This is a genomic window from Streptomyces sp. NPDC045778 (assembly GCF_056431945.1).
Map to the genome: position 1 here is coordinate 314466 of NZ_JBWKJZ010000004.1, position 20276 is coordinate 334741.

At 71.5% G+C, this 20276-nt stretch carries 22 protein-coding genes and 3 tRNA genes; 4 read left to right on the top strand and 21 right to left on the bottom strand.

Annotation, left to right across the window (positions count from 1 at the left end; all coding sequences use genetic code 11):
* Positions 1-167: 167 nt before the first annotated feature.
* From AC07GB_RS07525 to AC07GB_RS07550, 6 genes are all read right to left on the bottom strand, one after another.
* The gene (locus AC07GB_RS07525) at positions 168-740 is read right to left on the bottom strand and encodes a TetR/AcrR family transcriptional regulator (protein WP_478842524.1); all 573 of its coding nucleotides are present in this window, start codon (positions 738-740) and stop codon (positions 168-170) included.
* 243 nt (positions 741-983) lie between these two features.
* Positions 984-1412, bottom strand: a complete 429-nt coding sequence (locus AC07GB_RS07530; protein ID WP_478842526.1) for a MaoC family dehydratase — start codon at positions 1410-1412, stop codon at positions 984-986.
* A 4-nt stretch (positions 1413-1416) separates the two neighbouring features.
* A complete protein-coding gene (locus tag AC07GB_RS07535) occupies positions 1417-1875 on the bottom strand; it encodes an FAS1-like dehydratase domain-containing protein (RefSeq protein WP_478842528.1) in 459 nt (152 codons plus the stop codon).
* Between the two features lie 408 nt (positions 1876-2283).
* The gene (rpmG, locus tag AC07GB_RS07540; RefSeq protein WP_003956487.1) at positions 2284-2448 is read right to left on the bottom strand and encodes a 50S ribosomal protein L33; all 165 of its coding nucleotides are present in this window, start codon (positions 2446-2448) and stop codon (positions 2284-2286) included.
* An 88-nt stretch (positions 2449-2536) separates the two neighbouring features.
* A tRNA-Met gene (locus AC07GB_RS07545) sits at positions 2537-2609 on the bottom strand.
* Between the two features lie 47 nt (positions 2610-2656).
* Positions 2657-2729 (bottom strand) — tRNA-Thr (locus tag AC07GB_RS07550).
* Positions 2730-3362: 633 nt separating this feature from the next.
* Here AC07GB_RS07550 and AC07GB_RS07555 point away from each other — a divergent pair.
* On the top strand, positions 3363-4595 hold the full coding sequence (locus AC07GB_RS07555; protein ID WP_478842530.1) for an amidohydrolase family protein: 1233 nt from the start codon (positions 3363-3365) through the stop codon (positions 4593-4595).
* A 78-nt stretch (positions 4596-4673) separates the two neighbouring features.
* Positions 4674-5330: an NAD(P)H-binding protein gene (locus AC07GB_RS07560; RefSeq protein ID WP_478842532.1), complete on the top strand. Its 657-nt coding sequence runs from the start codon at positions 4674-4676 to the stop codon at positions 5328-5330.
* 17 nt (positions 5331-5347) lie between these two features.
* Here AC07GB_RS07560 and AC07GB_RS07565 read toward each other — a convergent pair whose 3' ends face one another.
* Positions 5348-5575, bottom strand: coding sequence for a hypothetical protein (locus tag AC07GB_RS07565; protein ID WP_478842534.1), 228 nt, complete (start codon positions 5573-5575; stop codon positions 5348-5350).
* 235 nt (positions 5576-5810) lie between these two features.
* A tRNA-Tyr gene (locus AC07GB_RS07570) sits at positions 5811-5892 on the bottom strand.
* A 197-nt stretch (positions 5893-6089) separates the two neighbouring features.
* Here AC07GB_RS07570 and AC07GB_RS07575 point away from each other — a divergent pair.
* On the top strand, positions 6090-6578 hold the full coding sequence (locus AC07GB_RS07575; RefSeq protein WP_030684979.1) for a YajQ family cyclic di-GMP-binding protein: 489 nt from the start codon (positions 6090-6092) through the stop codon (positions 6576-6578).
* 85 nt (positions 6579-6663) lie between these two features.
* On the opposite strand, the gene AC07GB_RS07580 is transcribed toward AC07GB_RS07575, so the two are convergent.
* The gene (locus AC07GB_RS07580; RefSeq protein ID WP_478842536.1) at positions 6664-6930 is read right to left on the bottom strand and encodes a GlsB/YeaQ/YmgE family stress response membrane protein; all 267 of its coding nucleotides are present in this window, start codon (positions 6928-6930) and stop codon (positions 6664-6666) included.
* Positions 6931-7028: 98 nt separating this feature from the next.
* Here AC07GB_RS07580 and AC07GB_RS07585 point away from each other — a divergent pair, with 98 nt between their 5' ends.
* Positions 7029-8303 carry an APC family permease gene (locus tag AC07GB_RS07585; protein WP_478842538.1) on the top strand — a complete coding sequence of 425 codons (1275 nt, stop codon included), beginning with the start codon at positions 7029-7031 and terminating at the stop codon, positions 8301-8303.
* A gap of 572 nt (positions 8304-8875) precedes the next feature.
* On the opposite strand, the gene AC07GB_RS07590 is transcribed toward AC07GB_RS07585, so the two are convergent.
* The 12 genes from AC07GB_RS07590 to AC07GB_RS07645 all read right to left on the bottom strand — a co-directional run bounded on the left by AC07GB_RS07590 (position 8876) and on the right by AC07GB_RS07645 (position 20251).
* Entirely contained in the window at positions 8876-9313 is a 438-nt protein-coding gene (locus AC07GB_RS07590; protein ID WP_478842540.1) for a YccF domain-containing protein, read from the bottom strand.
* Complete coding sequence (gene htpX, locus AC07GB_RS07595) at positions 9310-10173, bottom strand: zinc metalloprotease HtpX (protein WP_138961288.1); 864 nt, start codon at positions 10171-10173, stop codon at positions 9310-9312. The genes AC07GB_RS07590 and htpX overlap by 4 nt, the downstream gene beginning before the upstream one ends.
* A 183-nt stretch (positions 10174-10356) precedes the next feature.
* Entirely contained in the window at positions 10357-11925 is a 1569-nt protein-coding gene (locus AC07GB_RS07600; protein WP_478842542.1) for an NADH-quinone oxidoreductase subunit N, read from the bottom strand.
* Positions 11922-13499 carry an NADH-quinone oxidoreductase subunit M gene (locus tag AC07GB_RS07605; RefSeq protein ID WP_478842544.1) on the bottom strand — a complete coding sequence of 526 codons (1578 nt, stop codon included), beginning with the start codon at positions 13497-13499 and terminating at the stop codon, positions 11922-11924. The genes AC07GB_RS07600 and AC07GB_RS07605 overlap by 4 nt, the downstream gene beginning before the upstream one ends.
* 6 nt (positions 13500-13505) lie before the next feature.
* Complete coding sequence (locus tag AC07GB_RS07610; protein WP_478842546.1) at positions 13506-15539, bottom strand: NADH-quinone oxidoreductase subunit 5 family protein; 2034 nt, start codon at positions 15537-15539, stop codon at positions 13506-13508.
* Positions 15536-15979 carry an NADH-quinone oxidoreductase subunit NuoK gene (gene nuoK, locus AC07GB_RS07615; protein WP_478842548.1) on the bottom strand — a complete coding sequence of 148 codons (444 nt, stop codon included), beginning with the start codon at positions 15977-15979 and terminating at the stop codon, positions 15536-15538. Before nuoK ends, AC07GB_RS07610 begins: the two co-directional genes overlap by 4 nt.
* The gene (locus AC07GB_RS07620; RefSeq protein ID WP_478842550.1) at positions 15979-16608 is read right to left on the bottom strand and encodes an NADH-quinone oxidoreductase subunit J family protein; all 630 of its coding nucleotides are present in this window, start codon (positions 16606-16608) and stop codon (positions 15979-15981) included. The genes nuoK and AC07GB_RS07620 overlap by 1 nt, the downstream gene beginning before the upstream one ends.
* Positions 16605-17219, bottom strand: a complete 615-nt coding sequence (locus tag AC07GB_RS07625; RefSeq protein ID WP_478842552.1) for a NuoI/complex I 23 kDa subunit family protein — start codon at positions 17217-17219, stop codon at positions 16605-16607. Before AC07GB_RS07625 ends, AC07GB_RS07620 begins: the two co-directional genes overlap by 4 nt.
* A complete protein-coding gene (locus AC07GB_RS07630) occupies positions 17219-18187 on the bottom strand; it encodes a complex I subunit 1/NuoH family protein (RefSeq protein ID WP_478842554.1) in 969 nt (322 codons plus the stop codon). The genes AC07GB_RS07625 and AC07GB_RS07630 overlap by 1 nt, the downstream gene beginning before the upstream one ends.
* Positions 18184-19230 carry an NADH-quinone oxidoreductase subunit C gene (locus AC07GB_RS07635; RefSeq protein WP_478842556.1) on the bottom strand — a complete coding sequence of 349 codons (1047 nt, stop codon included), beginning with the start codon at positions 19228-19230 and terminating at the stop codon, positions 18184-18186. Before AC07GB_RS07635 ends, AC07GB_RS07630 begins: the two co-directional genes overlap by 4 nt.
* Entirely contained in the window at positions 19227-19868 is a 642-nt protein-coding gene (locus AC07GB_RS07640) for an NADH-quinone oxidoreductase subunit B (protein WP_478842558.1), read from the bottom strand. The genes AC07GB_RS07635 and AC07GB_RS07640 overlap by 4 nt, the downstream gene beginning before the upstream one ends.
* Entirely contained in the window at positions 19859-20251 is a 393-nt protein-coding gene (locus tag AC07GB_RS07645; RefSeq protein WP_030684951.1) for an NADH-quinone oxidoreductase subunit A, read from the bottom strand. The genes AC07GB_RS07640 and AC07GB_RS07645 overlap by 10 nt, the downstream gene beginning before the upstream one ends.
* Positions 20252-20276: the final 25 nt, after the last annotated feature.

The following is a 20276-nucleotide window of genomic DNA, read 5'->3' on the forward strand; positions in this document are numbered from 1 at the left end:
TGACGTGGATGTACTGACGTGGATCTGCCGACGTCGATCTACTGACGTCGATCTGCTGACGTCGACATTGATTAGTGATTAGTTACTAACTTTCGCGGGCAGGGAAATGCCCGGCGACGGGCGGTTCCACTGGAAGCCCGAGGCTCTTACCGAGGCTCCCTTGCGGGTCAACCCTGCTGCGGCACCCCCGGCGGCTGAGCCGAGATGTAGAACCCCTCCCACACCCGGTGCTCGGGCGGGAACCCCATGGCCGACAGGGCGTTGACCAGCATCCCGTAGGCCAGGAAAGTCGTGGTCTCGTTCACGTCGGCGCCGAGCGGCAGGTGCACCGTCTCCCACAGCTCCATCCAGTCGGCGCGCACCATCTCGCCGAACTCATGGTCCCCGGCCGCCTCGGCGGCGGCCACCGCCACGTACGTCTGGAGCTGCATGTGCAGCTTGTCGGGGTCCTCGGTGATGAGCCTCTGGTACGCCTGGGCCATGGAGTGCAGGGCCTCTTCGCCTTCGAGCCCCTCGCTCGCGGCCTGGAAGACCTTCCGGACCTCCTCGCAGCAGCGCGCCGACGCCGCGAGGAAGATCGCCTTCTTGCCGGGGAAGAGCCGGAACAGATACGGCTGCGAGACCCCGACGCGCTTGGCGATCGCCTCGGTGGACGTCCCGTAGTAGCCGCCGCGGGCGAATTCGCTCATCGCCGCCTGGATGACGCTTTCGCGTCGCTCCTCCGCGCTCATCCTGACCATGCGGCTAAGTTAGTACTCAATCACTAACTAGGTCAAGGGGCTCGGGATCGGGTCCGGGCTCCGGATCCGGTCCGGGCTCCGGATCCGGTCCGGGCTCGGGCCTTGGGGTGCCTCGGGGCCCCTCAGGAACGCCCTCCCCACGTGGAGCGTTGATCAGGCCGGGGGGCCGCAACGCGTAAGGGGCGCCCCACAATGGAGAACGCCCCTTACCTCTTGGCCTCTTCGGCCAGGCCTGTCGCCGTCTCAGGCGAGCCGCACGACCGCCCGTGACATCCCGAGGACCTTCTGCCCGGCGCTGGTCGCCAGCAGGTCCACGCGGACCTTGTTGTCGTCGAGCTTGGCCGCGACCTTGGCGCTGACCTCGATCGTCGCGCCCTCGTCGTCGTTCGGGACCACGACGGGCTTGGTGAAGCGCACGCCGTACTCGACGACGGCGGCCGGGTCACCGGTCCAGTCCGTCACTACGCGGATCGCCTCGGCCATGGTGAACATGCCGTGCGCGATGACGTCCGGCAGGCCGACCTCCACCGCGAACTTCTCGTTCCAGTGGATGGGGTTGAAGTCCCCGGACGCGCCCGCGTACCGCACCAGCGTGGCGCGCGTCACGGGGAAGCTCTGGGCCGGCAGCTCCGTGCCGACCTCCACGTCGTCGTATGCGATCTTCTCCGCCATCGCCTTACGCCTCCTCGGTCCCGGCCGCTCGCGCGACGAGCTTGGTCCACGCGGTCACCACGTGCTCGCCCGCCTCGTCGTGAACCTCGCCACGAATGTCCAGGATGTCGTTGCCCGCCATCGACTTGATCGCCTCGATGGTCGAGGTGACGGTGAGCCGGTCGCCCGCGTACACGGGGCGCGTGTACGCGAACTTCTGGTCGCCGTGGACGACGCGGCTGTAGTCGAGCCCCAGCTGCGGGTCCTCGATGACCTGGCCCGCGGCCTTGAACGTGATCGCGAACACGAACGTCGGCGGGGCGAGGACGTCCCGGTGGCCGAGCGCCTTGGCGGCCTCAGGGTCGGCGTACGCGGGGTTGGCGTCGCCCACCGCGACCGCGAACTCGCGGATCTTCTCGCGGCCGACCTCGTACGGGTCGGTGGGCGGGTAGGTCCGCCCGACGAAGGACTGGTCGAGCGCCATGGCTCGGCACCTCCTGCAACTGGGTTCCGATGGGCTCGCCTTCTCGCGAGCCCGGTTCCGCCGGCGGCACCCGCACCGCGTCCAGGGCCGCCCGTGAACGGGGCCACGGGCTGCGCCACGGACTGAGGCGAGAGACGCTACCGGCGATCCACGAAGACTGGGTCCACCAGATCTCTTCCGGATCTACTGGATCTACATCCGGATCTGCATCCAGGTCTACATCCAGGTCTACCTACGGATCGACATCCGGGTCTTCTCGGATCTACATCCGGGTCTTCTTGGATCTACTGGATCTGCTGAGCTACTCGATCTGCTTGAGCTGCTCGATCTGCTGAAATCTTCTGGATCTACAAACGCCTAGAGGCCGCCCCCGTTGATCCGGGGACGGCCTCTAGTACTAGCCTGTGTTTATCGCGTCTCGCGGTGCGCGGTGTGCGAGTTGCAACGCGGGCAGTGCTTCTTCATCTCAAGACGGTCCGGGTTGTTACGCCGGTTCTTCTTGGTGATGTAGTTCCGCTCCTTGCACTCCACGCAGGCCAGCGTGATCTTCGGGCGGACGTCGGTGGCAGCCACGTGAGTGCTCCTATGACGGACGGATGGACGGATGAACGCAAAAAGAGTAGCCGATCGAAGGACCGACCCCGCAATCGGCTACTGTGAGTAGCGGTGACCGGACTTGAACCGGTGACACAGCGATTATGAGCCGCTTGCTCTACCGACTGAGCTACACCGCTGCGATGTGATGCAGCTCCTCGCCGAGGCGAGGAACCCTTCACATCAGAGCCCCAAAACGGAATCGAACCGTTGACCTTCTCCTTACCATGGAGACGCTCTACCGACTGAGCTATTGGGGCGAGCGATGAAGACATTACACGCTCGGCAGCCGTTCGCCCAAATCCGTTTCGCGAGGCCCGTCCGGGGTCACGGCAGGCGCCCCGATCAGCCCGTCTCGTACGCATCGCCACGCGTCGCGACCCGCCACGGCTCACTCACGCCACACCGGCACACGGGCCCCCTGGCGCCGCACCGGCACACAGGGTCACCTGCGCCACGTCAGCACGCGCCCTCAACCGACGTCACGCCGCGCGTGCGCTCATCGTCACCACACGGGTACGTACGCCCGCTGTCACCACAGGGGTACGCGCGCCCGCTGACGACTCAGGGGCACGTGCGCCCGCTGACGTCACACCGCCACGCGCACCCACGGTCACCACACCGGCATGTGTGCTCACTGACGTCACACCGGCACAAGCCCTCGCACGCGCCGCACCAGCAAGCCTGAGTGCGCTCGCACCACAGCGGTACGACTATTGCGCTCCTCCGCGATGCGGGGCCGCCGCGGTCCTAGGCTCGACTCACGCTGCGTGATCTTGCGCGCCTCGAAGCCGCGTCCGCGCGCTCCCGGTGCCGTGCCCGCGCGGCGGCGCCGGGGCCCGGTGCCGCGCGCTCCGAGCCGTCCGCAGCCGCCCCCGAGCCCCAGGAGCGCGATGCCCGACAGCCAGCCGCAGCAGCCGAACTCCGCCGAGCCCGCAGCCGAGTCCGGGTCCCTGCTGCTCAGCGGGGCGCGGCTCGTGGACGGCAGGTCCGTGGACGTCCGGCTCGGCGCCGGGCGCATCGAGGCCGTCGGCACGGCGGGCAGCCTCAGCGCGCACGCCGCGCGCGTGGACCTGAGCGGCTATCTGCTGCTGCCCGCCGCCGCCGAGCCGCACGCCCACAGCGACACCGCGCTGTCGGCGCTCCGTGAGGGGCCGGTCTCGTACGACGCGCAGGATGTCCAGCGGCGTACCACCGAGGCGGCGTTGCTCCAGCTCGGGCACGGGGCGACGGCGCTGCGGGCGCACGTGCGCGTCGGGGACGTGCAGGGGCTGAGCTGTCTTGAGGCGGTGCTCCAGGCGCGCCGGTCGCTGCGCGGGCTCGTCGACCTGTCGGTCGTGGCGGTGCCGCGGCTCCTGACGGGCGCGGCCGGGGCCGACGGGGTCGCGATGCTGCGGGACGCGGTGCGGATGGGTGCCTCCGTGGTGGGGGGTTGCCCGGACCTGGACCCCGATCCGACGGGGTACGCGGAGACGGTCCTCGACCTGGCGGCGGAGTACGGCCGTCCGGTGGACCTGCACACGGACGGGGGCGACCCGGCGCGCGTCGGCCGGCTCGCCGTGCTGGCCGGGGGCCTGCGGCCTGGCGTGGCGATCGGCCACTGCGGCGGCCTGGGGCGGCTGCCGTCCGACGTGGCGGCGCGCGTGGCGGAGCAACTCGCGGCGGCCGGAGTGACGGTGGTCTGCCTGCCGCAGGGCGGTTGCGGCGCGCTGCCGGGCGGTACCGGTTCAACTCCGGTACGCCTGCTGCGGGCCGCCGGGGTGCGGGTCGCGGCGGGCAGCGGCGCGCTGCGTGACGTCGCGAACCCTGTGGGCCGTGGGGATCCGCTGGAGGCGGCGTATCTCCTCGCGTCGCGCGGCGGACTGCGGCCCGACGAGGCGTACGCCGCGGTGAGTTCGGCCGCCCGGGCGGCCATGGGCCTGCCGCCCGTCAGGATCGAGGCGGGTTTCCCCGCCGAACTCCTCGCCGTCCGTGGCGACAGCCTCGAAGGTGCGCTGTCCTTGGCGTACAGCCGTGTGGTGGTGCACCGGGGGCGCGTGGTGGCGCGGACGAGCGCGGTACGCGAGTACTGCGACTCCGCGGCCGCGGTGGCGCTGGATCTGCCGCGGCAGGGGCGCGGGGCGTGACGGCGTACACCTGAGGGGCGGGGGTGCCTCGTGCGCCGCCCGAGGCCGAGTGGCCGGATCTGCCGTACCGTCGAAGACATGCGCATTGTCATCGCTGGAGGCCATGGACAGATCGCCCTGCGTCTGGAGCGGCTGCTCGCCGCGCGCGGGGACGAAGCCGTAGGGATCATCCGCAATTCGGCGCACGAGTCCGACCTGCGGGACGCCGGCGCCCAGCCGGTGCTGTGCGACCTGGAGTCGGCGTCCGTCGAGGAGGTCGCGGGGCACCTGGAGGGCGCCGACGCGGCCGTGTTCGCCGCGGGCGCGGGTCCTGGCAGCGGCGCCGCGCGGAAGGACAGCGTGGACCGCGCGGCCGCGGTCCTGTTCGCGGACGCTGCGGAACGGGCCGGCGTGCGCCGGTACATCGTGGTGTCGTCGATGGGCGCGGACCCGCAGCACGCCGGGGACGAGATCTTCGACGCGTACTTGCGTGCCAAGGGCGAGGCCGACGCGGACGTCCGCGGCCGTTCGGCGCTCGACTGGACGATCCTGCGGCCGGGGATGCTCACGGACGACGCGGGCACGGGGCTCGTGCGCCTGGAGGCGTCGACGGGGCGCGGCCCCATCCCCCGCGACGACGTCGCCGCGGCGCTCGCGGAACTGTTGGAGACCCCGGCGACGGCGGGTCTGACCTTGGAGCTGGTCAGCGGTTCGACGCCGGTGTCGGTGGCGGTGAAGTCGGTCGCCGGGAACTGACCCGCGCGCCACCGGGCTCAGAACAGGGGCAACTGCCCGGGAAATTCAGGCACTACGTAGCCGTCGAGTGCGGGCTGCGCGGCGCCGAGCTGGGCGTGCCGGCGTGAGCCGGTGCACGAGACCAGGTCCTCGCCGCCGCGCGGCCCCGGCGGATCGTGACGGGCGAACCGCCCGCCGACTACGGCGATTTCGCGACGGCACTCCGGGCAGTGCCTGCGACGCGCTGAACTGGACGACGACGACATGGCACCAGTGTGCCCGCGGCACCTGGTTCAGCGGCGAACCCGCTCCCGTCGGTACGCAGGTCGGTGGCGTGCCGCTGCCTTGCGGGGCGCGCGGCCGAGGCGGGCCAAGGCCAGAGCAGGGCAAAGTGAGGCACATCACTAATTTTCGACCCTGCCCGCACGGCCGCGTCCAGGCACACGCAAAGACCCCCTCCGATCCTGCGTAATCGCAGGTCGGAGAGGGTCTCTCTCAGCGTGGCGGCGCCAGGATTCGAACCTGGGAAGGCTGAGCCGGCAGATTTACAGTCTGCTCCCTTTGGCCGCTCGGGCACACCGCCGGGGTTGCTGCCTGGCCCCGCTCTCGCGGTGCTCCGTGGCAACGACGTAAACGATACCTGATGCCCAGGGGTGCTTCGCCACTCGATTGATCAGCACCCGGCACGGGGGGCAGTGGCTAGGCTTTGCGGATGCGGTCGGCGACTGAAGGCCGTGTACCCGCTGAGTACGCAGATACCGATACAAGGAGCCACAGGACATGGCCGACTCCAGTTTCGACATCGTCTCGAAGGTCGAGCGGCAGGAGGTCGACAACGCCCTCAACCAGACGGCCAAGGAGATCTCGCAGCGCTACGACTTCAAGGGCACGGGCGCCTCGATCTCGTGGTCCGGCGAGAAGATCCTGATGGAGGCGAACGGCGAGGACCGCGTGAAGGCGATCCTCGACGTGTTCCAGTCCAAGCTGATCAAGCGGGGCATCTCGCTGAAGTCGCTGGACGCGGGCGAGCCGCAGCTGTCCGGCAAGGAGTACAAGATCTTCGCGTCGATCGAGGAGGGCATCTCCCAGGACAACGCGAAGAAGGTGGCGAAGATCATCCGCGACGAGGGCCCCAAGGGCATCAAGGCGCAGGTGCAGGGCGAGGAGCTGCGCGTCAGCTCGAAGAGCCGCGACGACCTCCAGACCGTGATCGCCCTCCTGAAGGGCAAGGACTTCGACTTCGCGCTGCAGTTCGTGAACTACCGGTAGGCAGGGCGCAGGACGTAAGGGGGCGGGCACCCGGTGGGGTGCCCGCCCTTGCTGCTGGCTGCGGTTTTCGGGGTGCCCGGCGGAGTCAGCGTCGGGAGTGGCCGAAGACGATGCGGTAGGCGACGAGCAGGACGAGTGAGCCGCCGATGGCCGCCGTCCAGGTCGCGGCGTCGAAGAACTGCTCGGCTATGGGCCGGTCGAGGAAGCGCGCGGAGATCCAGCCGCCCACGAAGGCGCCCGCGATGCCGATCACCGTCGTGCCGATGAAGCCGCCCGGGTCGCGGCCCGGGAGCAGCAGTTTCGCGGTGGCACCGGCGAGGAGTCCCAGAATGATCCAGCTGATGACACCCATGCGGTGACCTGACCTTTCGTGCCTTTTCGTACGTTGTTGTCCTGGAGGACGCCGTGCGGGCCGGTGGTGGTTCCCGGGCGCCGGTAGGGTGCGGGCCCATGACACGGCGGGCGGGGCGGCGGGGCCCCACGGAGGCTGTTGAGCTGCGGCGGACGCTGGGGGTCCGCGACGCCGTGGTGATCGGGCTCGGCGCGATGGTGGGGGCCGGGATCTTCGCGGTCCTCGGGCCCGCGGCGGACGCGGCCGGATCCGGGCTGCTGATCGCGCTCGCCGTCGCCGCCGTGGTCGCGTACTGCAATGCCGTGGCCTCAGCTCGGCTCGCGGCGCGGTATCCCGAGTCCGGTGGGACGTACGTGTACGGGCGGGAGCGGCTCGGGGAGTTCTGGGGCTATCTGGCGGGCTGGGCGTTCGTCGTCGGCAAGACGGCCTCGTGCGCGGCCATGGCACTGACGGTCGGGGCGTACGCGTGGCCGGGGCAGGCGCACGCCGTCGCGGTGGCCGCCGTGGTGGCGCTGACGGCCGTGAACTACCTGGGCGTGCGGAAGTCGCTGTGGGTGACCCGGGTGATCGTGGCCGTGGTGCTCGCGGTCCTCGTCCTGGTCGTCGCGGTCTGCCTGGGTTCCGCCGGGGCCGAGGCCGGGCGCGTGGAGGTGGGGCTCGCCGGGGGCGGGTTCGGCGGGGTGCTGGAGGCGGCGGGGCTGCTGTTCTTCGCCTTCGCCGGGTACGCGCGCGTGGCGACGCTGGGCGAGGAGGTACGCGATCCGGCACGCACCATTCCGCGCGCGGTTCCGCTGGCGCTCGGCATCGCGCTCGCGGTCTACGCGTGCGTGGCCGTGGCGGTGCTCGCCGTGCTGGGGGCGGGCGGGCTCGCGGAGGCTTCGGCTCCGCTGGCGGACGCCGTACGGGCCGCGGGGGCGCCGGGCCTGGTGCCCGTGGTGCGGGCGGGCGCGGCCGTGGCGGCCCTCGGTTCGCTGCTCGCGCTCATCCTGGGGGTGTCACGGACGACGCTCGCCATGGCGCGCGACCGCCATCTGCCGGGGGTGCTGGCCGCCGTGCACCCGCGGTTCCAGGTGCCGCACCGGGCGGAACTCGCCGTGGGCGCGGTGGTGGCGCTGCTGGCCGCGACGGTGGACGTGCGCGGCGCCGTGGGCTTCTCGTCCTTCGGGGTGCTGGTGTACTACGCCATCGCCAACGCGTCCGCGTGGACGCTGAGCCGGGCGCCACTCGCGCGCGTGGGGCCGGTGGTGGGGGCCGCGGGGTGCGTGGTCCTTGCGTTCGCGCTGCCGGGGGTTTCGGTGGGGGTGGGCGCGGCGGTGTTGGCGGTGGGGGTGGTGGCCTATGGGGTACGCCGGTGGAGCGGGGGGCGGGGGTGACACGGGGCTGCGGGCTGGGGCGGTGGGCGGCTGGGGCTCGGCTGTTGGAGCGCTGTTCTGCCTGGCGGGGCTTTCGTGGCACGGGTTCCGCTGCCGCGTTCGGGGGCCGTCGTAGCGTCGGGTGGCCGCCCTTTGTGGGGCGGCTTCTGCGCTGAGCTATGGCTCTGTGTGGGCAGGGCTTTCGTGGTCCGGCTGGGGTGGCCTGCCGACGGGCTAGTGGGATGGCAGGGCCGCTGTCCCGCTGGGTTGCCGTCGTCCTGCCTGGGCCGGCCGTTCCGCCGGACCACAGCCCCGTGTAGGGCTGCCGGGCCTGTAGCGGCCGTTCCGCCGGACCACTGCCCCGTTGTGGGCCGCCGTTCCGCCGAGTCGCCCCCCCTGCCTAGGGCAGCCTCTGTGCCGGGCCGGCGCCGTGTCCAGGCGAGTTCATCCCCTGGCCCCCCGTCCACGTCAGGCCCTCCGGCCAGGTGGCGGCCCCGCACCGGCCAACCTCCGCCGGGCCGGACGAACCCGACCGCCGCCCCGCCAGGGCAGCCCCTACGCCGGACCCACCCTGCCCAGGCAGACCCCGCGCCTCACCACCCCTGATTCGGCGCGTGCCCCGCAGGGGCAGGTCGTACCGACGCGGCGCCGAACGGCTCGTCCGTGGGGACGATTTCGCGGCCCAGCGGCATCAGGGAGATCGGGATCATCTTGAAGTTGGCGAGGCCCAGCGGGATGCCGATGATCGTGACGCACAGCAGGACGCCGGTGATGATGTGGCCGATGGTCAGCCACCAGCCCGCGAGGAGCAGCCACACCACGTTGCCGATCAGGGACGGCGCGCCCGCGTCGGGTCGCTCGACGGCCTTGCGGCCGAAGGGCCACAGGGCGAAGAGGCCGATGCGGAAGGCGGCGAGGCCGAGCGGGATGCCGATGATCGTGACGCAGAGGATCAGGCCCGCGACCAGGTAGGCGAAGCACATCCACAGGCCGCACAGGATGAGCCAGATGAGGTTCAGGATTACTTTCATCGCGGGCGACCTGCCATCTTTTCGAGCCGGGCGATGCGCTCCGCCATCGGCGGGTGAGTGGAGAACATCTTCGACATACCCTGGCCCGGCCGGAACGGGTTCGCGATCATCATGTGGCTCGCCGTTTCCAGCCGCGGCTCGGGTGGGAGCGGCAACTGCTTTGTACCGGCGTCGAGTTTACGCAACGCGCTCGCGAGGGCCAGGGGGTCGCCGGTGAGCTGCGCGCCCGACGCGTCGGCCTCGTACTCCCTGGAGCGGCTGATGGCGAGCTGGATGATCGACGCCGCCAGGGGGCCGAGGAGCATGATCAGGAGCATGCCGAAGATGCCCGGGCCCTCGTTGTCGTTCGACCGGCCGATGGGAATCAGCCAGGCGAAATTGACCAGAAACATGATGACCGAGGCGAGGGCGCCGGCGACCGAGGAGATCAGGATGTCCCGGTTGTAGACGTGGCTCAGCTCGTGGCCGATGACGCCGCGCAGCTCGCGCTGGTCGAGGATGCGCAGGATCCCCTCCGTGCAGCAGACGGCGGCGTTGCGCGGGTTGCGGCCCGTCGCGAAGGCGTTCGGTGCCTCGGTGGGTGAGATGTACAGGCGGGGCATGGGCTGGCGGGCCTGCGTGGACAGCTCGCGCACCATGCGGTACAGCTCGGGGGCCTCGAACTCGCTCACCGGGCGGGCGCGCATGGCGCGGAGGGCCAGCTTGTCGCTGTTCCAGTACGCGTACGCGTTCGTCCCGATGGCTACGAAGAGCGCGACGATCAGGCCCGTACGCCCGAAGAAGCTGCCGATGACGAGGATGAGTGCCGACAGTCCCCCGAGGAGTACGGCGGTTTTCAGCCCGTTGGTTCGGCGGTGCACGGTACGCCCTCCTGGTGGTGCGCGGGGGAACCCTCTGGTCGCAGGTGCTTCCACTGTTCAGTGGACCCTCCCTTCCTGGTCAACGCCAGGCGGGAGGAGCTAGTTCCCTTGTGCGCGCCGGAGCCGCTGTGGGCCGCCCGGGTGACGCTGTCACATCCGGGGGGCAGCGGCTTCAGGAAGGCGTCAGAACGGGCTGGTCCCGGTGAACCTCAGGACGAGCTGGGGCGCCCCGGAGAGGGCGATGCCGAGCACCGCGGTCAGGACGATGGCCGCGGTGAGCGGGGCGGGGACGCGGTGCCGGGCGGGCTCGCCCTCGGGGGCGCGGAACAGCAGCGCCGTCCACTGGAGGTAGTAGTACAACGCGATCACCACGTTGACGGCCATGATCACGGCGAGCCAGCCGAGGCCCGCGTCGACCGCCGCCGAGAAGACGGTGACCTTCGCGAAGAGGCCGATGATGCCGGGGGGCAGGCCCGCCAGGCAGAGCAGGAAGAAGGCGAGGGTGAGGGCGGACAGCGGGCTCTTGGCGTACAAGCCCCGGTAGTCGCTGACGCGGTTCTTGCGCCGTGTGCGGCCGACGAGCGCGGCGACGGCGAAGGCCCCCAGGTTCACGACGGCGTACATCAGGGCGTACGCGACGGTGGCGCCGACGGCGTCCGTGGGGTCGTCCTCGCCCCTGCCGTTGTCGAACCCTGCCGCCGCGATCGGCACCAGGAGGTAACCCGCCTGGGCGACCGACGACCAGGCGAGCAGCCGGACCGCGCTGTACGCGCGCGTGGCCTGCTGTCTGAGGGCGGCGACGTTGCCCGCCGTCATGGTGAGCGCGGCCAGCGCGGCGATGGCCGGGCCCCACACGTCGTCGTACGACCGGAAGCCGACGACGGTGACGAGGATGAGGCCGGTGAAGCCGACCGCCTTGCCGACGACAGAGAGGTACGCGGCGACGGGCAAGGGCGCGCCTACGTAGGCGTCGGGTACCCAGAAGTGGAACGGGACGGCCGCCACCTTGAAGGCGAACCCGACGAGGGTGAGCACGACGCCGGCCTGGACGAGCGTCTCCAGCTGCCCGTCGACCTGGCCGAGCTTCTCGTCCAGTTCGGTGAGGTAGAGGGTGCCCGTGGCCGCGTACACGAAGCTCACGCCCAGGAGGGTCACGGCGGTGGCGGCGACCGAGGAGAGGAAGAACTTCAGGGCGGCCTCGGAGGACCGCTTGTCACCGCGCTTGAGGCCGACCAGGGCGAAGGCCGGAAGGGACGCCACTTCGAGAGCGACGACGAGGGTGGCGAGGTCGCGGGAGGCGGGCAGCAGGACGGCGCCCGCGACCGAAGACAGGAGCAGGAACCAGAACTCCCCTTCGGGGAGTTCCCTCTTGGCGGCCCGCGCGTCCTTGAGGGTGCTCAGGGACAGCAGGCCTGCGAGCAGCGCCCCGCCGAGGACGAGGAGCTGGATGGCGAGGGTGAACTCGTCGACCGTGTAGCTGCACACGGTGCCGCCCGTGCCGACCACGCAGAAGGTGTCGCGGTGGTGGGAGTCGGCGATCGGCAGCATGGAGAGCGCGGCGGCGGCCAGGCCCGCGAGGGAGATCCAGCCGAGGAGCGCCTTGCGGTGCTCTCCTACGAAGAGGTCGATCACGAGCACGGCCAGCGCGACGACGGCCGTGATGGTGGGCGGCAGGATCGCGGGCCAGTCGACGCTCTGGACGACACTGGCCGCGCTCTCGACGAAGGCGCTGTCGGTGGGGGCCACGGTCACGACTTTCCTCCCGCGAGGAGCTGCTGCACGGCCGGGTCGGTGAGGCCGAGGAGGGCCGCGGGCCAGAGTCCGGCGAGGACGGTGAGGGCGACGAGCGGGGTCCAGGCGGCGAACTCGTAGCCGTGGACGTCGGCGAGCCGGGGCACGTCCGGGCCGGCGGCCGGGCCCATGCACACGCGGCGTACGACGATGAGCATGTACGCGGCCGTGAGGAGGGTGCCGAAGGCGGCGATCGTCATGAACGTGAGGTACGCCGGTCGGCTGAGTTCCTCAGCGGGCTCGAACGCCCCGAACAGGGACAGCATCTCGCCCCAGAACCCGGCGAGGCCGGGCAGGCCGAGGGAGGCGACGGCGCCGAAGGCGAGCAGGCCGCCGAGGCGCGGGGCCTTGCCGTACAGGGCGGCGCCGGACCCCTCGGCGAGGGCGTCGAGGTCGCTGGTGCCGGTGCGGTCCTTGAGGGCGCCGACGAGGAAGAAGAGCAGGCCGGTGATCAGGCCGTGGGCGATGTTCGCGAACAGGGCGCCGTTCACGCCGGTGGGGCTCATCGTGGAGATGCCGAGCAGCACGAAGCCCATGTGGCCGACGGACGAGTACGCGATGAGGCGCTTGAGGTCGCCCTTCGCGCCGGGCCTGGCGAGGGCGAGGCAGGCGAGGGAGCCGTAGATGATCCCGACGACGGCGAACGCGGCGAGGTAGGGCGCGAAGGTCCGCATGCCGTCGGGCGCGATGGGCAGCAGGATCCGGACGAACCCGTACGTACCCATCTTCAGCAGGACACCGGCGAGCAGGACCGAGCCGACGGTCGGCGCGGCGGTGTGGGCGTCCGGCAGCCAGCTGTGCAGCGGCCACATCGGCGTCTTGACCGCGAGCCCGATCCCGATCGCCAGAACGGCGGTGACCTGCACGGACTTGGTGAGCCCCGAGTGATTGTCAGTGGCGAGTGCCACCATGTCGAATGTGCCGGACCTGAGACCGATGAGGAGGAGGCCGAGCAGCATCACGACGGAGCCGAGCAGCGTGTAGAGGATGAACTTCCAGGCCGCCCGCGTGCGTTCGGCCCCGCCCCAGCGGGCGATGAGGAAGTACATCGGGATGAGGACCATCTCGAACGCGAGGAAGAACAGCAGCAGATCGAGGACGGCGAAGGTCGCGAGGGTGCCGGACTCGAGCACGAGGATCAGCGCGACGAAGGCCTTGGGTGACGGGCCCTCAGGCAGCTTGAAGTAGCTGTACAGCGCGCACAGGAAGGTCAGCAGCGCGGTCAGGACCAGAAGGGGGAGGGAGATGCCGTCGATGCCGAGGTGGATGCGCACGTCGAGCGCGGGGATCCAGCTGATGTCGGTCGTGGCCTGCATCTTCGACGGGTGGTCGTGGTCGAAGCCGAGCGCGAGGACGATCGCGGCGAGCAGGATCACGCCGGTCACGGTCACGCCGTGGCGCAGCACGGCCTGGTCCGGTGACTTCCCCTTCAGCCCGGGCGGCGCCGGCAGGAGGGCGGCCACGGCGCCGGCGAGCGGACCGACCACGATCAACGCGAGAAGGAACTGCATCACGGACTCACTGATACCGATCACTGCTGCTCACGCTCCGGCGGTGGCGACGAGGACGGCGGCGACCGCCAGGACGACGGTGCCCGCGAGCAGCGCGCTGAGGTAGGTCTGCACGTTGCCGGTCTGCGCGCGCCGGACGGCGGCGCCGAGCAGGCGGGGCGCGGCTCCCGCACCGCGGACGTACGTGTCGACGACCTCGCGGTCGAGGAAGCGGACGAGGCGGGCGCCCGCCTGGACGGGGCGGACGAACAGGGCCGCGTAGACGGCGTCCAGGTGGAAGCCGGCGGCGGCGTGGCGGTGCAGCGGGCCGAGCAGGAGACGGCCGGGGTCCGCCGGGTCGGGGGCGCTCGCGATGTCGCCGTACGCGGGGGTGTGGGTGGCGATGGCCTCCGCCTCGACCTCTCCCCCGTCGGCGTCGAATGGGGTCTCCCCTGTTCGAGCGGAGCCGAGACCTTGATGACGGGTGGCGACGGCACCGATCGGTACGCGGGCGGCGAGGGCCGTGGTGTGCCGCCAGGCGCCGTAGGTGACGAGGGCGCCGGCGAGGGCGAGGCCGGTGCCGAGGACGGAGGTGATGAGCTTCGGGGCGAGTTCGTGGCCGTCGAACCAGTCCGGCAGGGCGCCGACGGCCAGACCGAAGGCGAGCGACGGGACGGCGAGCACCCAGAGCACGGCGGTCATGGGGACCGGCTGCCTGCCGTGATCCGGGGCCTCCGCTCCCCTGCCGTGGAAGGCGAGCAGCCACAGACGGGCCGCGTAGGCGGCGGTGAGGAGGGCGCTGACCAGGCCCGTGACGAGGACGATCCAGCCCGCCGCGCCGGGGACGGACCCGGCGTGCCCGGTGGCCGCGTGCTCGGCGGCGCCGAGCACCGCCTCCTTGGAGAAGAAGCCGCTGAAGGGCGGGATCGCGGCGAGCGCGAGGAGCGCCACGGTCATCGTCCAGTAGGCGTCGGGGACGCGGGCGCGCAGGTTCCGCATGCGGGACATCGCGGCCAGGGAGTTGGTGCCCGCCGCGTGGATGATCACGCCGGCGGCGAGGAAGAGGAGCGCCTTGAAGGCGCCGTGGGACAGGAGGTGGAAGACGGCGGCGCCCCGGTCGCCGACGGCGAGCGCGCCGGTCATGTAGCCGAGCTGGCCGATCGTCGAGTACGCGAGGACGCGCTTGATGTCGTCCTGGGCGAGCGCGGCCAGGGCGGAACCGGCCATGGTGGCGGCGGCCATGACGGCGAGGACGACCAGGGCGGCCGAGGAGGCGGCGAAGACGGGGAGGAGCCGGGCGACGAAGTAGACACCCGCGGCGACCATCGTCGCGGCGTGGATCAGCGCGGAGACGGGTGTCGGGCCGGCCATCGCGTCGGGCAGCCACGTGTGCAGCGGGAACTGCGCGGACTTGCCCGCGACGCCCGCGAGCAGCAGCAGGGCGATCAGCGTCGGGTGGTCGAGGCCGCCGTCCGCGACGGTCGCGAGGACGGTGGTGATCCGGAACGACCCGGCGTCGACGGCGAGCGCGAACAGGCCGATCAGGAAGGGGACGTCGCCGAGCTTGGTGACCAGGAAGGCCTTCAGCGAGGCGGCGCGGGCCTCGGGGGTCTCCCAGTAGTGCCCGACGAGGAAGTACGAGCAGATGCCCATGACTTCCCAGCCGACCAGGAGGACCATCAGGTCGCCGGAGTAGACCACGAGCAGCATCGCGGAGGTGAAGAGCGACACGAGGGCGGCGTACGAGGGGTAGCGCGGGTCGTCGCGCAGATAGCCCGTCGAGTAGATCTGCACGCAGGAGGCGACGACGCCGACGAGGACGGCGACGAGCGCGGCGAAGCCGTCGATGTGCAGGGCGAGATCGATCGGCACCGAGCCGGTGGGGGTGAGCTGCGTGGCGGCGTCCACGGCGGAGTCGCCGCCCTGGCGGGCGGCCACGATGGCGGCGAGGGCGAGCGAGGCCAGGGTGGGCAGCACCGCGAGGGGCCGCACCAGGCCGGGGACGGTGCGGCCGAGCAGCAGGCCCGCGGCGGCGCCGAGGAACGGCAGGAGGGGGACGAGGACGGCGAGGGTGGTCGTGGTCACGCGGTGGCCTCGGCCTTCTGCGACTGCTGAGACGTCTGGGACTGCTGAGCCGCCTCGTCGGGGGCGGGCTCGGGCTCGTCGAGGGCGGCGCCGTCAGCCATGTCGTCGCCGTCGTCGCCGTCGTCGCCGTCGGGGTGTTCGGCGGTGTCGCGGAGGTCGTCGACGGCGGAGGAGCCCCGGTTGCGGTAGACGGCGAGGACGATCGCGAGGCCGATGCCGATCTCGGCCGCGGCGATGGCGATGGTGAAGAGCGTCAGGGCCTGGCCGGAGTGCAGCTGGTCGCGCAGCCAGACGTCGAAGGCGACGAGGTTGAGGTTGACGGCGTTGAGCATCAGCTCGACGGACATCAGGACCAGGATCGCGTTGCGGCGGGCGAGGACGCCGTAGAGGCCGACGCAGAAGAGGAGGACGGCGAGGACGGCGGGGTAGGCGAGGTGCATCAGCGGGTCCTCTCCTGCTGGGCGGTCCCGCCCTCGGGGGTCCGCGGGCCGGGGCGGCCCCGCGGGGGCTTGTCGCCGGGGCCGTCCTTGGCCTTGCGGGACAGCACGATCGCGCCGACCAGTGCGGCGAGGAGCAGCACGGACAGGGCCTCGAAGGGCAGCACCCAGTTCCGGAAGAGGAACGCGCCGGTCACCTCGGTGGAGCCCTGCGGGGCGCCGTCCAGGTCGATCCACTGCGTACGGAACGCGTCCACGACGACCCACACCAGGGCGGTGGCGGCGGCGAGGGCCACGGCGAGCGCGACCCAGCGGTTGCCCGAGTCGGCGTCCGGGGAGCGGCCGATGGGGGCCCTGGTGAGCATCAGGCCGAAGAGGAGGAGGACGACGACGGAACCCACGTAGATGAGGACCTGCACCCAGGCGATGAACTCGGCGGTCAGGAGCAGGTACTCGACGGCGAGCCCGCCGAGCGCCACGACCAGCCAGAGCGCGGCGTGCACGAGCTGCTTGGTGGTGACGGTGACGATCGCGGCGCCGAGGGTGACGAGGCCGACGAGGAGGAAGGCGATCTCGACGCCGGTCGGGGACAGGAAGCCGTGGGGGGCCGTGGCGGCGACGGAGAAGTTCACGCGTCCCCCTCGGCCGTGGTGTCCTGCTGCCCGGCCGCGGGCCGCCCACCCGCGGGCTGCTCGGCGGCCGTACGCTCGGCGGCTTCGCGTTCGGCGGCCAGCTTGTCGGCGGTCTTGCGGGCGGCGCCCAGTTCCTTGGGCTCCTCGGCGGCGGGGTCGAGGGCGGGCGGGGCCGGGACGGTCCACATCCACTCGCGGAGCTTGTCGCGCTCGTGGGTGAGTTCGCGGATGTCGGTCTCGGCGTACTCGAACTCCGGGGACCAGAACAACGCGTCGAAGGGGCAGACCTCGATGCAGATGCCGCAGTACATGCAGAGGGAGAAGTCGATGGCGAAGCGGTCGAGGACGTTGCGGCTGCGCTCGCGGCCGCCGGGCGCGGCGGGCGGCACCGTCTCCTTGTGGGAGTCGATGTAGATGCACCAGTCCGGGCACTCGCGGGCGCAGAGCATGCAGACCGTGCAGTTCTCCTCGAACAGGCCGATGACGCCGCGGGTGCGGGGCGCCAGGTCGGGCTGGACGTCCGGGTACTGCTCGGTGACGGACTTCCGCGTCATGGTGCGGAGGGTGACGGCCAGGCCCTTGGCGAGGCCGCTGCCAGGTACTGGGGCCATCAGTTGATCGCCACCTTCACGATTCCGGTGAGCGCGATCTGCGCCAGGGCGAGCGGGACGAGGAGGGTCCAGGACAGCTTCTGGAGCTGGTCCTCGCGGAGCCGGGGGTAGGTGACGCGCAGCCAGATGACGACGAAGGCGAGGACGCCGGTCTTCAGGAGGGTCCACACCCAGCCGAGCCCGTCGGCGCCGCCAGGGCCGTGCCAGCCGCCGAGGAAGAGGACGGTGGTCAGGCCGCACAGGACGACGATCCCGGCGTACTCGGCGAGGAGGAAGAGCGCGAAGCGAAGGCCGGTGTACTCGGTGTACGCGCCGAAGATAATCTCCGAGTCGGCGACCGGCATGTCGAAGGGCGGGCGCTGGAGTTCGGCGAGCCCGGCCACGAAGAAGACCAGGGCGCCGACGATCTGCCAGGGCAGCCACCACCACTCGAAGGCGTTGAGGATGCCGGGCAGCGAGACCGTGCCCGCGGCCATCGCGACGGAGGCGGCGGCGAGCAGCATCGGCAGTTCGTACGCGAGCAGCTGGGCCGCGGTGCGCAGGCCGCCGAGCAGGGAGAACTTGTTGGCCGACGCCCAGCCCGCCATCAGGGAGCCGAGGACGCCGACGCCCATGACGGCGAGGACGAAGAAGACACCCGCGTCGACGACCTGGCCGACGGCGCCTTCCTGTGGGCCGATGGGGATGGCGACGAGGACCAGGAGGTAGGGCAGCAGCGCGACGGCCGGGGCGAGCTGGAAGACGCGGCGGTCGGCGTCGGCGGGTACGACGTCTTCCTTCTGCGCGAACTTCACGCCGTCGGCGACGAGCTGGGCCCAGCCGTGGAAGCCGCCCGCGTACATGGGGCCGAGGCGGCCCTGCATGTGGGCCATCACTTTGTGCTCGGTCTGGCCGACGATCAGGGGCAGGGCGAGGAAGGCGACGAAGACGACAAGGAGTCGCAGGGCGACGTCGAGGGCGTCGTTCACTGCGGGCCTCTTTCGTCGCCGGTGTCTCTGGTGTCCTCGGTGTTCCCAGGGGCCTCTGGGGCCTCAGGGGCCGCCGGCCCCTCTCCTGGCGCCGCCTCAGGCTTGCGCCCGGGTTCCGGCTCCGGCGTGTCGAAGGCCGGGCGGGCGTGGTGCCACGGGGCGTCGGAGGCCGGGGCCGCGCTGGGCTCCGCCGTACGCTGCGACGCCGATCCCTGGCTCGCGCTGCGCGCGCGGCGCGGTGGCCGTGCGGGAGCGGGGGCCTGGTCGGCGGCCGGGGCGTCGGCGGCCGGAGTCTCGGCGGCCGGAGTCTCGGTGGCCGGGGCGTCGGCGACCGGCGCGGCGCTCTGGCTGGCCGAACCCGCGCTCGCGCTGCGCATCCGGCGCGCGGGACGCTCCCCCGCGCCCCCGGAGGCCCCGGCAGCCGCGGCGCGGCCCGCGCCGCGTGCGGGGCGCGCCGGGGCAGCGGGCAACTGGCCCTTCAGAGGGCCCCACTCGTTCGGGTCGGGCACACCGGGCGGAAGCATCTGACGCCGCTTGGGGCCACCATGCGCCGCACCCGCCGCAGGCTCCCCCGGCTCCTTCGCGCCCGGCCACGCCTTCGCCACCCGGGCCGCGAGCACGAAGTCCTTGCGCAGGGGATGGCCCTCGAAGTTCTCCGGAAGCAGCAGCGGGACCAGGTGCGGATGGCCCTCGAAGCGGACGCCGAACATTTCGTGGGTCTCGCGCTCGTGCCAGGCCGCGCCCGCGTAGACGTCGACCGCGGAGGGCAGGACGGGCGCCTCGTGCGGCACCGTCGTACGGACGAGGAGGCGCCGTACCGGGGACAGCGCCACCACGTGGGCGCTCACGCGAAAGCCGGTGCCCGGCTCGTCGACGGCGCTCAGCCAGTCGAAGTACGTGCAGCCGAGCGTGTCCCGGGCGGTCCGCAGGGCCTCGGGCCAGGAGACGGACGGCACGTCCACGGTCAGCAGTTCGTACGCCTCATCGGCGGTCGCCTCCGCGCCGAACAGCTCCTCGACGGGGGCGGGCAGCCAGCCGGTCATCTGCCGTCCTCCTGAGCCGAAGTCGAAGACAAAGACGAAGCCGAAGCGGGCGGAGCCACCAGGCCGCTGCGCAGCGCGGCCGTGGAAGGACGCGCCCCGTCAGCGGCGTAGCGCTCGCCGAGGGACTCCCGCGCGATCTTCTCCTGGAGCTTGAGGATGCCCTGGAGCAGCGCCTCCGGCCGGGGCGGGCAGCCGGGCACGTACACGTCGACCGGGATGATCTGGTCGACGCCCTTGGTGACGGAGTACGAGTCCCAGTACGGGCCGCCGCAGTTGGAGCAGGCGCCGAAGGAGATGACGTACTTGGGCTCGGGCATCTGCTCGTACAGGCGCTTCACGGCGGGCGCCATCTTGTCCGTGACCGTGCCGGAGACGACCATCAGGTCGGCCTGGCGCGGGCCCGGGGCGAAGGGGATGACGCCGAGCCGGATGAAGTCGTGGCGGGCCATGGAGGCGGCGATGAACTCGATGGCGCAGCAGGCGAGCCCGAAGTTGAAGACCCACAGGCTGTAGCGGCGGCCCCAGTTCAGGACCACCTTCATCGGCTCGGGGGCGAGCCGGGACAGGACGCCCAGCTTCTTCGGCTCCGGGAGGAGCACGGGCTCGGGCGGCCCCGCGGGCTCCTGGTTCACGTCCATGTGAGGACGCCCTTCTTGTAGGCGTACAGCAGTCCCACGGCGAGGAAGCCGAGGAAGATGAACATCTCGACGAGGGTCGTCGCGCCGTAGCCGGACTCGGCGAAGACCGTCGCCCACGGGAAGAGGAAGATCGAGTCGACGGCGAAGATCACGTAGAGGAAGGCGTACACGTAGTAGCGCACTTGGGTGTGTGCCCAGCCCTCGCCGACCGGGTCCACGCCGCACTCGTACGTGAGGAGCTTCTCGGGGGTCGGCACGACGGGCCTGAGCAGCCGTCCGGCGCCGAAGGCGACGGCGACGAACAGCACGCCGACCACGGCGAGCAGTCCGACGACGGAGTACGACTCGTAGTAGCTCGCCGCGACGTACGTCGTCCCTGGCACGTCAGCCCCTCGCTCCCTGCACTCC